This is a genomic window from Sphingomonas faeni, assembly GCF_003053745.1.
Classification (GTDB): Bacteria; Pseudomonadota; Alphaproteobacteria; order Sphingomonadales; family Sphingomonadaceae; genus Sphingomonas; species Sphingomonas faeni.
On the sequence record NZ_QAYE01000008.1, the window covers coordinates 15,412 to 30,863 of the forward strand.

A 15,452-nucleotide genomic window follows, 5' to 3' on the forward strand; every position below is an offset into this window, starting at 1 on the left:
TTCCTTGTGAAACCGTTTCCCCGCAGCGTATTGGTCACGCCGCCAGCGCTGGATCCGATGCCACGAGATCGACCCACACACCATCCTCGCCGAGCAGGTCGAGGATCCGCTCGCCAGACGATAACGCGGTATCGCCCCACCAGTCGGCCGCCGTCATCCCGTCGAGATACCGCTCGGCACACCGCAATGCGATGGTGCAGCGAAGCGTCACCCCCTCATGCTCCCGCTGGAACGCCATGACATGGTCTTCCCTCTCCCCGGTGACGGCGATCGGCGCATAGTCACCGTTCGAAAACAACGCCGGGTGTGTCCGCCGCAAGTCCAGCAGATGCTTGATCGACCGCATCTTGGGCGCATCGCCGGCCCTCAGCGTATCGCGCAGGACGGCATAATCGACCGGCCGCCGGTTATCCGGATCGACCAAGCTCAGATCGGCGATCTCGGTACCCTGATACAGATCCGGCACGCCCGGCACGGTATAGCGCAATGCAACCTGCGCGAGGCTGTTCTGCTTTGCGGCGGGCGCGATCCGATCGACGAATGCCGTCATGTCCTGGAGGAAGTCCGCGGACCGCTCCGAATCGAGAAACGCGCGCGCCAGATCGTGACAGCGGTTTTCGTACGCCTCGTCCGGCGCTTCCCAAGACGAGCGGAGTTTTGCTTCGCGCAACGCCTTTTCCTGCCAAGCGACAATCCGCTCGGCATAGTCCGAAAGGCCCTCGGCATTCGCCGCAGTGAGGTCCGCCGGCCATGCGCCGACTAAGGTCTGGAGCAGCATATAGGTGTCGGCGGGATCGACGCCTTCCGCATAAAAGGCAGCGAGTTCGAGCCAATGCTCGACCCGCGCCCGCCAGAAATCGGGCATTGCGCTCAGCACCGCGAGACGCGCGCGAACGTCCTCGCCGCGCTTGTGGTCGTGCGTGGCGGTCGCGATCATGGCGGACGGCCATTCGCGGGCACGTTCGATCATCGCGGCATGGAAGGTGCCGATATCGAGCGATATCCGCGCGGCGTCGAACCCGACATCGTTGCGCGAAAGCAGGCGGCCATAGCGATAGAAGGCGGTATCCTCGACCGCCTTGGCCGCGATCGGTGCGGAGAGTTGCTGGAATTGCCGCACGGCATCAGCGGTAAGTGCGGCGTCGCCGGGGCCTTCGCCTGCCAGCCAGGATAGGATCAGGTCTACTACCGCGCCTTCGCCGGGGGGGACGAACTCGGCAACCCGCTGACGGACCGCCTCGCGTATTTCAGCGTCTGCGAGGGGCGCCGCTTCGCCCGTTCCATATGTTCGATACACCGGAAACACCCAAAGCAGCCGCTCGATCGCGCGGTGGAGCATGCCCCTCGTCAGCCCGTCGCACTCGGGTGTCGAGCGGGCCAGCGCCACGAACGCCTCGACGCAGCGGCGGTGCTGCGCATCGAACTGCCACGCGAGCAGTTCCTGTCGCGCGCGCAGTTCCTCGGGGGCGAAGTCGGCGGAGCGTCCGCTTATGTCGGCCCAGAATTTGGCGAGCGGTTCTGCCCCGGCGGGTGCGTGAAGCAAGGCGGTGACCTGCTCCATAAAGTCGTACCCGCTGGTGCCGTCGACGCCCCAGTCGGTGCTGAGCGGTTCACCGTCGGCGAGGATCTTCTCGATGACGAGATACGCCGGGCCGGGCGGTGCGTCGGCGGGGCGCTCGATCGCGTCGAGCCTTGCGCGCAAGGTGCGGCAATAGCGGGCGGGGTCGGTCAGGCCATCGACATGATCGACGCGGACGCCGTCGATAAGGCCCTCGGCGTAGAGGCGAAAATAGAGCGCGTGCGTAGCCTCGAACACGACCGGATCTTCGGCACGAAGGCCGGCAAGGTCGTTGATCGTAAAGAACCGTCGCCAGTTGAGTTCGTCGTTCGCTACGCGCCACGAGGCGAGGCGGTAATGCTGGCGGCCGATTAGCGCAGCGATGTCGTCGGTCGCAGCGGTGGCCTGGTCCTCGTCACGAAGGGGCAGGCGATGTTCGCCGTATGCTTCGAGGATGTAGCGGCCGTCGTTCTGCTCGACCTTCAATGCGCCGTTGGCCAGTGTCTCGGCGAGCGGATCGCCGAGGATCGGGAGAACGAGCTTCTCGCGCCAGTCGATGTCGAAGTAGCGGGCAAATTCGCTGTCTTTACCATGTGTTAGAACGTCATTCCACCACGCGTTCTCACCGCCGGCGACGCCTATGTGGTTGGGAACGATGTCGATGATGACGCCCATGTTGCGGGCGCGGAGGGCTGCGACGAGGCTCCGGAAGGCGTCCTCACCGCCGAGTTCGGGGTTGATGCGGGTCGGGTCGACGACATCGTAGCCGTGCGTGGACCCGCTGCGCGCGGTGGTGATTGGGGAGGCGTAGACGTGGCTGATCCCGAGGTCGTCAAGATAGGGCACCAGCGCTTCGGCATCGGCGAAGGTGAAGTCCTTGTGGAACTGGAAGCGGTAGGTCGCGCGAGGCGTGGTGGCGGGATTCATGCGGGTCTCGTGACGTTAAGCGTATCGATGCGCGCGGCGACTTCGGGGCGGGCGAGCAGCGCCTCGGTCGTGTCGGGCATGCGGCGGCGCCAATTGGGGTGTTCGTCGATCGTGCCCGGGAGGTTGGGCTGCTCGACCAGCCCGGCGAGGTCTTCGATCGGGATGATGGCGAGCGCGCAAGGCGTGCCGGCGACGTGCGCGATCGCTGCGTTGACGACCGGGTCGGTGTCTTCGGGGGTTGGCTGTTCGGTGCCGGTGTCGAATGCAGACCAGAGCGCGACGCGGTCCTCGGCGCGAGCGGCGAGGTCCGTGGGTTTGTCGGCGGCGTCGGACTTGCGTCCGAGGTCCCATGTCCAGTCGATATCGCGGCCGCTCCACCATCCTGCGATCGTCGCAAGATCGTGCGTACCGGTCATCGCTACTGCATCGGGCGACCATTTGGCGGGAGGGACGAAGCCGTCACCATCGCGCTCGAACCAGAGCACGCGCATCCCGAGCATGGCGCGCGCGTCCATCGCCTCACGGAAGCCGTCGGGGACGGTACCGAGATCTTCGCCGATGACGATTGCCTTGGCACGCTGCGATTCCATCGCGACGATCCGCATGAGGTCATCGAACGGCATGTCGAGGTAGGCGCCCACCGCGGCAGACGTGCCTTCGGGAACCACCCAGAGGCGGCGGAGACCGAACGCGTGGTCGATGCGGATGCCACCGGCATGCGCGAGCGCTGAGCGGATCGTCGCGATGAAGGGGGCGAAGGCGGTATCGCGCAGCGCTTGCGGATCGAAGCCGGTGATGCCCCAGCTTTGCCCGTCGGGACCGAGCGGATCGGGTGGCGCGCCGATCGACAGGCCGGTCAGCAGGTCGCTGCGCCGGCTCCAGCCGTGGCTGCCGCCGGGGTCCATGCCGACAGCGAGATCGGCGATGAGGCCGATCGCCATGCCGGAGTCCTTGGCGGCCGTCTGCGCGGCGTCGAGATCGCGCCGTGCTAACCATTGGAGGAAGATGTAGAACGTAACGTCGTTCGCATGCTGCGCGACGAGGCGACGGACGGCGGGGCTGGCGGGATCGTGATACTCGGCGGGCCATTGCTGCCAGCCGCGTGCGCGGGTGGTCGCGAAGAAGTGCGCGTGGAGCGCGTCGAACTCGGCATGGCGTTCGAGGTCGTCACCACCTTGTCGCCTGAATGCTGTCAGCACTTCTCCAATCCGTGGAAGCACTTGATCGAAGCTCTTGCGCAGTCGTGCGAGCTTTTCGGGGATCGCGGCGTGCCAGTCGATCAGTTCGGGGAGGTCGCGGCCGTCGGACTGTGCACCGAATGCGGCGGGATCGCCGTACAGGCCATTGAGGAATTGGCGGCTCGAGGGTGCGTAGGGGCTGTATCGGGCGGGGTCGGCGGGAAACAGCGCGTGCGTCGGGCTGATCGCGAGGGCATCGGCGCCGCGTTGGCCGAAGGCTCGGGCGGCATCGGCCAGCGAAACGAAGTCGCCGAACGCCTTCGGTGCGTCGGTGCGGAGGCTCGGGATCTGAACGGCGGGCGCCCAGAGTTTGCGGCCCGGTAGCGCATCGGCGATCGTGTAGCAGCGGCGTGGCGCAACGAGAATGTTAACGGCTTTGCCATTGATTTGAAGCTTATGGTAGCCGCTCTTGCTTATCGGACTCAACTCGCCGTTATCGACTGTGATGGAGCGCGTCGTACCATCCTCGAACGTAAGTTCGGCGTTGCCTGATACCTCCGATGTCAGCCGAATGGGGTCTCCCACATCGACGGACAAGAAACGGACACCCTGCGCGTTTCGCGCTTCGATCGTGGCAAGGCTCTCGGCGATCTGCTGTTCGCTCCCGGACGGATGGCCGAGACGATCCAAGATCGCCCGTAGCGCATCGTCGGCGACGGTCTGGCGACGCCCCGCTGCGTCCTGCCATTCGGGTTGCAGGCCGGCCGCGACAGCGAGTGTTCGGAGGCCGCTCATCGATCTAGCCAGACTGCCACGCTGGCAGCCTCCCCGGGTCCGCCATCGGAGAAGATCGGCGAAGCCTCTAGTGGAGGAAAATCAACGACATCGTCGCCGAGGTTGAGCGCGATTGTCAGGATTACGCCGTCACCCATCCGCCAGCGCGCAACGACCGCCCCCTCGCCGATCGCCTCGGCACCGATCGCAGTCGTATCGCGCAGGCGGGGGATGATCTGCTCGTGGCGGATCTTGAGCAGGGTGCGGTACAGGTCCTGCCACTCGGCCGCATCGCTGCCGGGCCGTGCTCGCGATTGGAGAAAGGTTTCGTGCGCGTTGGGGTCGGGGATTGCCTCGCGTGCTTCGGGGTCGGCGAAGGCGGCGAACTTGGCGAATTCCTTGCGCCGGCCTTCGCGCACCGCGTCCGCTAGCTCGTCGTGGAAATCGGTGAAGAACAGGAAAGGGCTTTCGCTGCCGTGATCGTCGCCGATGAAGAGCAGCGGGATCTGCGGGCCGAGCAAGAGCAATGCAGTCGCCGCGCGAAGCTTCCGGCGGTCGGCGAGCAGCGTCAGGCGTTCGCCCATCGCGCGGTTGCCGATCTGGTCGTGGTTCTGAAGGAACGCGACGAACGCGGTCGGTGACAAATGCGCGCTGGGTTTGCCGCGGGGTTTGCCGTCATGGTTGGGGGAGCCTTCCCCCTGATAGATGAAGCCTTCGCCGAGGCAGCGCGCGAGACGCTCGGCGGGGCGGTCGGCGAAGTCGGCGTAATAGGCGCTGGTCTCGCCGGTGAGCAGGACGTGGAGGACGTTGTGGAAGTCGTCGTTCCACTGCGCGTCGAACGCCGCGGGGCGGAGACGGTCGGCGTCATTGCCCTCGTTCTCGAGGACGAGGTGGACATGGCGGCCGGCGGTCTTTGCGCGCAGTTCGGCGGCCATCGCGTCGAGGAAGTCGTCGTTCTCGATCGCGTGGACCGCATCGAAGCGGAGGCCGTCGAACTTGTACTCGTTCAGCCACATCAGCGCGTTATCGACGAAATAGCGGTGGACCGGCGCCTGATCGACCGCGACTGCGCCGCCCCATGGGGTATCGACTTCGGGGTGGAAGAAGCCCTTCGCATAGGCGCCGAGGTAGTTTCCGTCGGGGCCGAAGTGATTGTAGACCACGTCGAGGAACACGGCCAAGCCGAGTTCGTGGGCGCGGTCGACCAGCGCTTTCAGATCGTCGGGCGAGCCGTAGCTCTCGGCGGGGGCGTAGGGGAGCACGCCGTCATAGCCCCAGTTGCGGGTGCCGCCGAACGCGTTGACGGGCATCAGTTCGATCGCGGTGATGCCGAGTTCGGCGATCGCCGGGAGGTGGTCGGCGACGCCCGCGAAGCCGCCCAGCGTGCCGACATGGACTTCCTGGATGACCATCTCTTCCCATGGTCGGCCGCGCCAGTCCGGGGTACGCCACACGTAGGCGTCGGGATCGACGACGACGCTCCAACCATGGACGCCGCCGAACTGCGCCTGCGACGCCGGATCGGGAACCGCGAGATCGTCCGTCAGACGGAACCGGTAGAGGGTCCCCGCCCCTACCGGCGCCTTGGCGCTGAACCAGCCTTCCGGTTCAGGGATCATGGGGACCGACGGGCCATCGGCGATCTCGACCGTCACTGCGTCGCGGTCGGGTGCCCAGAGGCGGAACGTCGTTTCGTCCGCGGTGAGCGTCGGTCTCCAGCTACTCACGCTGCGATCGTCCAGGAGAGCAGTGCCGCACCCTGTGGAGGAAGCTCGTAGCTATCCTTAATCGGTGTGGTGCCCTGCTCCGGCTTGCTGCTGTCGATCAGCACGGTGCGCTCGACCTCTGCCGGGGGCGGCATATGGAAGGTCAGCGGGCCCTCCGACGCGTTGAGCAGCAACGAGATGACCTGCACTTCGCCCGACTCCTGCTCGCACGCGCGGCGCATAACCAGCGCGCGGCCGTTGGTGTTCTCCCAATCTTCAGAGGTCAGTTGCAGGCCACGCTCGTCCCACCATTCGATGTCCTTGAGACCTTCTGCGGGCGTGTCCTCGCCGTAGAGGAAGTTGCCGGCGCGGAGCATCGGGTAGTCGCGGCGGAGGGCGATCAGGCGCGCGGTGAAGTCGATCAGCGCGTCGCCCTCGGAGGACTTCGCCTTGTTCCAGTCGAGCCAGCTGATCTCGTTGTCCTGGCAGTACGCGTTGTTATTGCCGTTCTGCGTGCGGCCGAACTCGTCGCCCGCGACCAGCATCGGCGTCCCGAGCGACGCGAACAGGGTGGTCAGCATCGACCGCATCACGCGCGACCGGGTTTCGAGGATTGCGGGGTCTTCCGTCGGGCCTTCCACGCCCCAGTTGCGGGAGCAATTGTTCGAGTGGCCGTCATTGTTGTCTTCACCGTTCGCTTCGTTGTGGCGTTCCTCGTAGGCAACGGTGTCGGCGAGCGTGTAGCCGTCATGCGCGCCGAGCAGGTTGACGCTCGCCCAGAGGCGGCGCGCGCGGCGATCGAACAGGTCGGCGGAGCCGGTCAGGCGCGCGGCGAGATCGGCGCGCTGTGCGTGGTCGCCGCGCCAGAATTTCCGCACCGTGTCGCGGTATTTGTCGTTCCACTCGGCGAAACCAGGGGGGAAGTTGCCGAGCTGATACCCGCCGGGGCCGATGTCCCACGGTTCGGTGATCAGCTTCAGCCTGCCGAGTACAGGGTCCTGGCGGAGCACGTCGAAGAAACCTGCGCCCGGATCGAAGCCGGTGTCCGTCCGGCCCAGCGTCAGGCCAAGATCGAAGCGGAAGCCGTCGATGCCGAAGCTGGTCGCCCAGTAGCGGAGCGAATCCGCGACCATCTGGATCACGCGGGCCTTGGTAAGGTTCAGCGTGTTGCCGGTGCCGGTGTCGTTGATCGAATAGCGGGGGTCGTCCTTCACCAAGCGGTAATAGCTGGCGTTATCGAGCCCGCGCCAGGACAGCGTCGGGCCCTGCTCCGAGCCTTCGCAGGTGTGGTTGTAGACGACGTCGAGGATCACCTCGATCCCCGCCGCGTGGAGGCGGCGGATCGAGCGGCGGAGTTCGTCGTGGCTGTCGGTCGCGAAGAACGAGCGCTCGGGCGTGAAGAAATTGAGGGTGTTGTAGCCCCAGTAATTGCGCAGGCCCTTTTCCTGGAGAAAGCGGTCCTGGATGTAGGTGTGGATCGGCAGTAGCTCAATCGCGGTGACGCCGAGGCGCTTGAGGTGATCGATGACCTTGGGGTTGCCGAGCGCCGCGAAGGTGCCGCGTTCGGAGGGCTGGACCTCCTCGAACAGCTTGGTCAGGCCCTTCGTGTGCGCCTCGTAGATCACCGTCTCGGACCACGGCGTGTTCGGGCGCACGTCGCGCGACCAGTCGAAATGGCTGTCGGTCACGACGCCCTTGGGCATCGTCAGCGCGCTGTCGCGCTTGTCGAAGCTCAGGTCCGCGCGCGGCGACTTAACCTGATAACCGTACATCGCGTCGGTCCAGCGGAGTTCGCCGATCATCTGCTTGGCGTACGGATCGAGCAGCAGCTTGTTCGGGTTGAAGCGGTGGCCTTCCTCGGGCGCGTACCGGCCATGCGCGCGATAGCCGTAGACGAGGCCCGGCTGCGCGTCGGGGAGGTAGCCGTGCCAAACTTCGTCGGTCCACTCAGGCAGCGGATAGCGCTTCAGCTCGCGGCGGCCGGTCTCGTCATAGACGCAGAGCTCGATCTTCTCGGCATTGGCGGAATAGACCGCAAAGTTGACGCCGAGCCCGTCGAAGGTCGCGCCGAGGGGATAGGCCGAGCCGGCGTCGAGCGTGTCGGGCAGTAGATGCAATGCGAGGACCCTTTTCGTGTCGCCGGACCAACTTTATCGCGGTGCAGCATTCCTTGCCGTGAAACCCGCCCGCCCGTTCCTATGTTCCGCAGGCAGCAGCGAGTTTTCGCCGCACCTTCTCACAGATCAAGGGACATGCGCATGCCTTCCATCCGATCGATCGCCGCATGAGCGGGCCGAAACTGTTCGAACCGCTTCAGGTCGGCAACCTGACGCTCGCCAACCGGATCGTGATCGCGCCGATGTGCCAGTATTCGGCGACCAACGGCTGCATGAACGACTGGCACCAAATCCATCTGGGGCAGCTCGCGCTGTCGGGCGCGGCGCTGCTGACAATCGAGGCAAGCGCGGTGCTGCCCGATGGGCGGATCACGCATGGCGACGTCGGGCTGTACGACGACGCGACCGAGGCGGCGATGGCGGGGGTGATCGAGAGCGTGCGGCGCTGGTCGGACATGCCGATCGCGATCCAGTTGTCGCACGCCGGGCGGAAAGCGTCGTGCGAGGTGCCTTGGAAGGGCGGACTTCAGATCGCACCGGGCGAGCCGAACGGATGGCAGACCGAGGGGCCTTCGACGGTGCCGTTCCTGCCGGAGGAAAATGCTCCGGTTGCGCTGGACGCCGAGGGACTGGCGCGCGTCCGCGATGCATTTGTTGCAGCGACCGTGCGCGCGGCGCGGCTCGGGATCGACGCGGTGCAGTTGCATGCGGCGCATGGGTATCTGCTGCACGAGTTCCTGTCGCCGCTGTCGAACCGGCGCGAGGACGAATATGGCGGCAGTCTCGAGAACCGGATGCGGTTCCCGCTCGAAGTGTATGATGCGGTTCGGGCTGCGTTCCCGGCGGAGCGCGCGGTGACGATGCGCGTGTCCGGGACCGACTGGGCCGAGGGCGGTTGGGATTCGGATCAGACCGTGGCGTTTGCGAAGGCTCTGGAGGCGCGCGGTTGCAGTGCGATCCACGTGTCGAGCGGTGGGATCACACCCGCGCAACAGATCCCGGTCGGGCCGAGCTATCAGGTGCCGCTCGCGCGGGCAGTGAAGCAGGCGGTGTCGATCCCGGTCGTCGCGGTCGGGCTGATCACCGATTTCGAGCAGGCCGAGGCGATCGTCGGGACAGGCGATGCGGACATGATCGCGCTGGCTCGGACGATCTTGTACGATCCGCGCTGGCCCTGGCATGCGGCGGCGCATCTTGGGGGTAAGGTCAAGGCGCCGAACCAGTATCTGCGGTCGCAGCCTCGGCAGTTTAAGGATTTGTTCGAGGGGTAGGTCACAAAAGGCCTACCGCGCCACTTCTGGTTCCCCCGCGGAGGCGGGGTCCAGGGTTACGGGCGATATCGTTTGAGATCCTGGCCCCCCGCCTCCGCGGGGGAACAGGTTTGGTCTTCGTATTTAACCGGCGACGGTCATCACCGAGCCAGAATCCACGCGGATATCCGCGCCGTTGATGAAGCTCGCACGTTCCGAGCACAGGAACACGATCGCCGACGCGACCTCTTCCGACGTCCCGCGACGCTTCAAGGTCATCCCCGGCCGCTCTTCCTCGAGAAACGTCTCGATCGCCTCGTCGAAGCTCGTGCCCTTCTCATCGGCGCGCTTCTGCATCATCTTGTCGGTCATCGGCGTCGCGATGAACGCGGGCGAGACGGTGTTCACCAGCACGTTGTCGCAGCCGTAAGCCTTGGACAGCCCCTTCGACAGGCTGGAGATCCCCGCCTTCGACGCGCAATAGGCGAGCTCGTCGACATAGGGCTGCACCGCATCCTCCGAGCTCATCAGCACGATGCGACCCCATTTCGCGGCGCGCATCGCCGGGATCGCCTCGCGGCAGACGCGCACGGCGCCCATCAGGTTGATGTCGAGCGTCGACTGCCAGCCGGCATCGTCGACGTCGACGAAATCGCCGGTCGCGCCCGTCACGCCCGCGCAGTTGACCAGGATGTCGGGCTCGCCGAGCTGTTCGCGGACCTTGGCGAACAGGGCCTTCACGTCGTCGAGCTTGGTCAGGTCCGCCTCGACCGCGATCACTTCGCCGTGCGCCTTAAGGTCTTCGACACTCGCGTCGAGATCGCCGCCGGGTTGGTCGGTGATTGCGACGCGGACGCCTTCCTGGAGCAGCATCCGGGCGGTTTCCTTGCCCATGCCGCTGTCCGCGCCGGTGATGAGTGCGATCTTGCCGGTGATATCGAGGTTCATGCTGTCGTCCTTACGTCAGTGAAAAAGGTCATGCCCATTCGCGCGGACCATCGCTGTCGAGCGCACGGTCGAGGTAGAAGGCCGCGCTGATCAGCGCCAAGTGGCTGAAGCCTTGCGGGAAATTGCCGAGGAAGCTGCCGTCCTGCGCGATCTCCTCGGCGAACAGGCCGAGATGGTTGCCATGCGCGAGCAGCTTCTCGAAGTTCAGCCGCGCCTCATCGAGGCGCCCTGCCCGCGCGAGGCATTCGACGTACCAGAACGAGCAGGCGACGAACGTCCCCTCCTGCCCCGGCAAGCCGTCGTCGATCCGGTAACGATAGACCTGCCCGTCGTCGGACAGGTCCTCGCCGATCGCCTCCAGCGTCGCGAGCCATTTGGGATCGGTCGCGCCGACGAAGCGGACCAGCGGCATCATCAGCAGCGCGCCGTCGACCGCCAGATCCTCGGGCGCATCGCCGATCGCGCGGACGAAGCGGCCGAGATCGTCGTTCCAGAAGTTCGCCCAGATATCGTCGTGGATCGCCGTCCGCGTTTCCGACCAGCGGACCAGCGGCGCGGGGAGCGAACGCTTCTGCGCCAGCCGCACCGCGCGGTCGACCGCGACCCAGCTCATCAGGCGCGAGTGGAGATAATGCTTGTTCGGCCCACGAACCTCCCAGATACCAGAGTCCGGCGTGTCCCACGTCTCGCAGACCTGATCGACGATCCGCCCGATCGCGACCCAGGAGTCATGCGCGATCGGCTCGCCGTATTTGCTGCCGAGATAGGTCGCGTCGAGCAGTGCGCCGTAGATGTCGTGCTGCGTCTGGTCCTTCGCCTCGTTGCCGACGACGATCGGGGTTGCGCCTTCGAACCCGGCAAGGTCGAGCTTGCGTTCGTCGGCGATCTCGCCGCCGTCGAGCGCGTACATGACGCCAAGATGGCCCTTCGAACAGGCCTGCGCGCGGTCCATCGCCCAGTGGAGGAAGCCGACCGCTTCGCCTTGGTAGCCGAGCCGGAGCAGCGCGTAGACGGTGAACGAGGAGTCGCGGATCCACGTCGCGCGATAATCCCAATTGCGGACGCCGCCATGCGCTTCGGGCAGGCCAAAGGTGGCGGCGGCGGCGATCGAGCCGTGCTTGCGCGAGGTGAGCAGCTTCAATGCCATCGCCGAGCGCTCGACCGTCTCGCGCCAACGGCCGCGGTAGCGCGACTTGCGGCTCCACGCGCGCCAATGGGCGATGTCCTTCTCGACGATAGCGTCGAGCGCGTCGGTATCGAGCGAGACGTCGTCGGGGTTGCTGAGGATCAGCGAGACGGTGTCGCCTTCGCCTAGGTGGATCTCGGCGGTCAGGTCGCAGCCGTCCGCGACCAGCGTCGCCGCGCCGTGCACCGCCAGCGCAAGGCCACTCTCGTGATCGAACATCCCGCGCGACACGTCCGCATCCGACGTCGTGACGGAGGCCGTGCGGCCCATTACGCCATAGTCGAACCGCGGGGCGCAACGGACACGGACCGTCGCCGATCCGCGCGTGCAGGTCAGCCGGCGGACCAGCCGCGACGGCGCGTCATCCTTGTCGTTGCCGACCGGCATGAGGTCGACCAGATCGACGCTCGCCGCGTTCGCCATCCAGCGGGTCAGCAGGATGTTGGTCTCGGGCAGGTACATCTGGACGATGTTTGCGTCGGGCAGATCGGGCTCGACCGAAAAATGACCGCCTTTGTCGCCGTCGAGCAGCCGCGCGAAGACCGACGCGCTGTCGAGGCAAGGCCAGCAGAGATAATCGATCGTGCCGGCCGTATCGACCAGCGCGATCGTCTCCAGATTACCGATCGCGCCGTGGTCCGCGATCGATATGGCGTGCTTATCCCCAAGGTCAGCCATTATCGCGGAAGCCGGGATACAGGCTCATGCCGCCGTCGATCGTCAGCGTCGATCCGACGATATAGTCCGCCGCGTCCGACACCAGGAACAGCGCCGCGCGCGCGACGTCCTCGGGGTCGCCGATCCGGCCGTAGGGGATCAGTTCGAGCAGCTTGTCCTGGTCGGCGGTCGCGTCTTCGTTGATCTCGGTCGCGATCGCGCCGGGGGCGATGCCGTTCACGCGGATGCGGTCGCCGGCGATCTCCTGCGCGAGCGTCCGCATCAGCATCCCGCTGCCGCCCTTCGATGCGGCGTAATTGGCATGGCCCGCCCAAGGGATGACCTCGTGCACCGAACTCATGAACAGGATCTTGCCGATCGACCGGCTAACACCGCGGTCGCCCTGCTTGCGGAACCGGCGGACGGCCTCGCGCGAGACGAGGAACTGGCCGGTCAGGTTGACGTCGATGACGCGCTTCCAGTCCTCCAGCGTCAGATCGGCATAGGCTGCGGCCTTCTGCATGCCCGCGTTGGCGAAGACGATGTCGACGCCGCCGAAACGCTCGACCGTCTCGTCGAACAGCTTCAGCACCGCTGCCTCGTCCGAGGTATCCGCTTCGCACGCGAACGCCTCGCCGCCCGCCTGCTCGATCGCCTCGACCACTTCGCGCGCCTTGTCCGCGCTGCTGTTGTAGTTGACCGCAACCTTGGCGCCGGCCTTGGCGAAGGCGATCGCGGAGGCGCGGCCGAGTCCGGAGCTCGCGCCGGTAACGATCGCGGCCTGGCCTGTCAGGTCGATGTGCATGGCTGGTCTTTCGCTGGGGATTGTCGCGGCTTAACGCGCGCCCTCCGGCATTTCTCCCTGCTCACGCCCTCCCCCCGCAATCTTGCTGATCTGCGTTAAGTCGCCGTTTCCGGTGCAACTCTTAGCCCGCCCCGCGCGCTGTGGGTCCTGAGAAGCTACGAGGACGGCACATGACCAAGACCATCGCCAAGGATACCGGCACGCCACCGCAGGGCGCCAAATTCGAAACGCAGATCGGCGAAGGCGGCGAACTTCACCAGGTCGCCAGCGGCGACGGCGACGTGCTGACGACGCAGCAGGGCATCCCGGTGTTCGACGACCAGAATTCGCTCAAGGTCGGCGACCGCGGGCCGACTCTGCTCGAGGATTTCCACTTCCGCGAGAAGATTTTCCACTTCGATCATGAGCGTATCCCCGAGCGCGTCGTCCACGCGCGCGGCTATGGCGCGCACGGGACGTTCACGCTGACCGAGAGCCTGGAAGAGTTCACCAGCGCCGGCATCCTGACCGAAGTCGGCGAGCAGACGCCGATGTTCCTGCGTTTCTCGACGGTCGCGGGCAACAAGGGCTCGGCCGATCTGGCGCGCGACGTGCGCGGCTTCGCGGTGAAGTTCTACACCAAGGAAGGCAATTGGGACGTCGTCGGGAACAACATCCCGGTGTTCTTCATCCAGGACGCGATCAAGTTCCCCGACCTGATCCATGCTGCCAAGCAGGAGCCCGACCGTGGCTTTCCGCAGGCGCAGACCGCGCATGACAATTTCTGGGACTTCATCAGCCTGACCCCGGAATCGATGCACATGGTCATGTGGATCATGTCCGACCGCACCATCCCGCGCGGCTTCCGCTTCGTCGAGGGTTTCGGCGTACACACGTTCCGCCTCGTCAATGCCGAGGGCAAGGGCACCTACGTCAAGTTCCACTTCAAGCCGAAGCTGGGCCTCCAGTCGGTCGCGTGGAACGAGGCGGTCAAGATCAATGGTGCCGATCCCGACTTCCATCGTCGCGACCTATGGGACTCGATCGACCAGGGCAATTTCCCCGAGTGGGACATGGGCGTCCAGTTGTTCGACGACGAGTTCGCTGACAGTTTTGAGTTCGACGTGCTCGACGCGACCAAGGTCATTCCCGAGGAGCAGATCCCGGTCCGCATCATCGGCAGCTTTAAGCTCGATCGCCTGGTCGACAATTTCTTCGCCGAGACCGAGCAGGTCGCGTTCTGCACGCAAAACGTCGTGCCGGGGATCGGCTTCACCAACGATCCGCTGCTGCAGGGGCGCAACTTCTCGTATCTCGATACGCAGCTGAAGCGCCTCGGCAGCCCGAACTTCACGCATATCCCGATCAATGCGCCGAAGATCCCGGTGAACAATTACCAGCAGGACGGCCACATGGCGATGCATGCCCGCAAGGGTCGTGCGAACTATGAGCCGAACAGCTGGGCGGGTACGCCGCGCGAGAGCCCGTCGAAGGGCTACAAGCACTTCCCGTCGCAGGAGACGGGACGCAAGGCGCAGGTGCGATCGGCGACGTTCGCCGACCACTACAGCCAGGCGCGCCAGTTCTTCATCAGCCAGACCGCAATCGAGCAGAAGCACATCGGCGATGCGCTGACGTTCGAGCTGTCGAAGGTCGAGCGGGTCGATATCCGCGAACTGATGGTCGGGCATCTGCTCAACATCGACGAGAAGCTCGCGAAGACGGTTGCGACCGGTCTCGGGCTTAAGGCGATGCCGCCAAAGGCCAAGGCTGCGGTCGAGACGCGTACCGACCTGCCGGCTTCGGATGCCCTCAGCATCCTGAAGAACACCAGCGGCAGCTTCGAAGGTCGCAAGCTCGGCATCCTCGTCACCGACGGTGCTCCGGCAGCGATCGTGCAGGACCTGGTCGACGGGATCGTCGCGGCGAAGGCCATGTACGAGATCATCGCACCGAAGGTTGCGGGTGCGACGCTCGACGACGGGACGCTCGCGGAAGGCAAGCAGAAGATTGATGGCGCGCCATCGGTGCTCTACGACGCCGTGGCGATCGTCGTGTCGGCGGACGGGGCGAAGAAGCTCGGCAAGGACAAGACCGCCAAGGACTTCGTCAGCGACGCGTTCGGGCATGCCAAGTTCATCGGCTTCAATGCCAACGCGAAGCCGTTCCTAGAGAAGGCCGGCATCGAGGACGAGGACATGGACGACGGCGTGATCGCGCTGAGCGGCAAGGGCGACGTCGACGCGTTCCTCAAGACGCTTGGCAAGCTCCGCATCTGGGATCGCGAACTGAACGTCGACCTCGACGCTCCCGCGTTCGAAGATCCCGAGGCGGCTTGATCGCTTCGTTCAAACTTGGATCGTCGCC

General features: G+C 65.5%; 9 protein-coding genes. 2 read left to right on the plus strand and 7 right to left on the minus strand.

Annotation, left to right across the window (positions count from 1 at the left end; all coding sequences use genetic code 11):
* Positions 1 to 34 precede the first annotated feature (34 nt).
* The 4 genes from treY to glgX are packed head-to-tail and all read right to left on the minus strand — an operon-like array spanning position 35 to position 8,260.
* Positions 35 to 2,485 carry a malto-oligosyltrehalose synthase gene (gene treY / locus C8J25_RS14520; RefSeq protein WP_107955081.1) on the minus strand — a complete coding sequence of 817 codons (2,451 nt, stop codon included), beginning with the start codon at positions 2,483 to 2,485 and terminating at the stop codon, positions 35 to 37.
* Positions 2,482 to 4,458, minus strand: a complete 1,977-nt coding sequence (gene malQ, locus C8J25_RS14525) for a 4-alpha-glucanotransferase (RefSeq protein WP_107955083.1) — start codon at positions 4,456 to 4,458, stop codon at positions 2,482 to 2,484. Before malQ ends, treY begins: the two co-directional genes overlap by 4 nt.
* Positions 4,455 to 6,164, minus strand: coding sequence for a malto-oligosyltrehalose trehalohydrolase (gene treZ / locus C8J25_RS14530; RefSeq protein WP_107955085.1), 1,710 nt, complete (start codon positions 6,162 to 6,164; stop codon positions 4,455 to 4,457). The genes malQ and treZ overlap by 4 nt, the downstream gene beginning before the upstream one ends.
* On the minus strand, positions 6,161 to 8,260 hold the full coding sequence (glgX, locus tag C8J25_RS14535) for a glycogen debranching protein GlgX (protein WP_107955087.1): 2,100 nt from the start codon (positions 8,258 to 8,260) through the stop codon (positions 6,161 to 6,163). The genes treZ and glgX overlap by 4 nt, the downstream gene beginning before the upstream one ends.
* 167 nt (positions 8,261 to 8,427) lie before the next feature.
* On the opposite strand from glgX, the gene C8J25_RS14540 reads away from it, so the two are divergent.
* The gene (locus tag C8J25_RS14540; RefSeq protein WP_107955089.1) at positions 8,428 to 9,531 is read left to right on the plus strand and encodes an NADH:flavin oxidoreductase/NADH oxidase; all 1,104 of its coding nucleotides are present in this window, start codon (positions 8,428 to 8,430) and stop codon (positions 9,529 to 9,531) included.
* A gap of 123 nt (positions 9,532 to 9,654) precedes the next feature.
* Here the strand turns inward: C8J25_RS14540 and C8J25_RS14545 are convergent, their stop codons facing one another.
* Genes C8J25_RS14545 through C8J25_RS14555 form a run of 3 tightly spaced genes read right to left on the minus strand, consistent with a single transcriptional unit; the run spans position 9,655 to position 13,106 of the window.
* A complete protein-coding gene (locus tag C8J25_RS14545; RefSeq protein WP_107955091.1) occupies positions 9,655 to 10,458 on the minus strand; it encodes an SDR family NAD(P)-dependent oxidoreductase in 804 nt (267 codons plus the stop codon).
* A 28-nt stretch (positions 10,459 to 10,486) separates the two neighbouring features.
* Positions 10,487 to 12,322, minus strand: a complete 1,836-nt coding sequence (locus C8J25_RS14550) for a glycoside hydrolase family 15 protein (RefSeq protein ID WP_107955092.1) — start codon at positions 12,320 to 12,322, stop codon at positions 10,487 to 10,489.
* The gene (locus tag C8J25_RS14555) at positions 12,315 to 13,106 is read right to left on the minus strand and encodes a glucose 1-dehydrogenase (protein WP_107955094.1); all 792 of its coding nucleotides are present in this window, start codon (positions 13,104 to 13,106) and stop codon (positions 12,315 to 12,317) included. Before C8J25_RS14555 ends, C8J25_RS14550 begins: the two co-directional genes overlap by 8 nt.
* A gap of 170 nt (positions 13,107 to 13,276) precedes the next feature.
* On the opposite strand from C8J25_RS14555, the gene C8J25_RS14560 reads away from it, so the two are divergent.
* On the plus strand, positions 13,277 to 15,424 hold the full coding sequence (locus tag C8J25_RS14560; RefSeq protein WP_107955096.1) for a catalase: 2,148 nt from the start codon (positions 13,277 to 13,279) through the stop codon (positions 15,422 to 15,424).
* Positions 15,425 to 15,452 lie beyond the last annotated feature (28 nt).

Excerpts from the sequence above, each read along its gene's own strand:
- treY (WP_107955081.1), bottom strand. The coding sequence starts at position 2,485 with ATGAATCCCGCCACCACGCCTCGCGCGACCTACCGCTTCCAGTTCCAC.
- malQ (WP_107955083.1), bottom strand. The coding sequence starts at position 4,458 with ATGAGCGGCCTCCGAACACTCGCTGTCGCGGCCGGCCTGCAACCCGAA.
- C8J25_RS14540 (WP_107955089.1), top strand. The coding sequence starts at position 8,428 with ATGAGCGGGCCGAAACTGTTCGAACCGCTTCAGGTCGGCAACCTGACG.
- C8J25_RS14545 (WP_107955091.1), bottom strand. The coding sequence starts at position 10,458 with ATGAACCTCGATATCACCGGCAAGATCGCACTCATCACCGGCGCGGAC.
- C8J25_RS14550 (WP_107955092.1), bottom strand. The coding sequence starts at position 12,322 with ATGGCTGACCTTGGGGATAAGCACGCCATATCGATCGCGGACCACGGC.
- C8J25_RS14555 (WP_107955094.1), bottom strand. The coding sequence starts at position 13,106 with ATGCACATCGACCTGACAGGCCAGGCCGCGATCGTTACCGGCGCGAGC.
- C8J25_RS14560 (WP_107955096.1), top strand. The coding sequence starts at position 13,277 with ATGACCAAGACCATCGCCAAGGATACCGGCACGCCACCGCAGGGCGCC.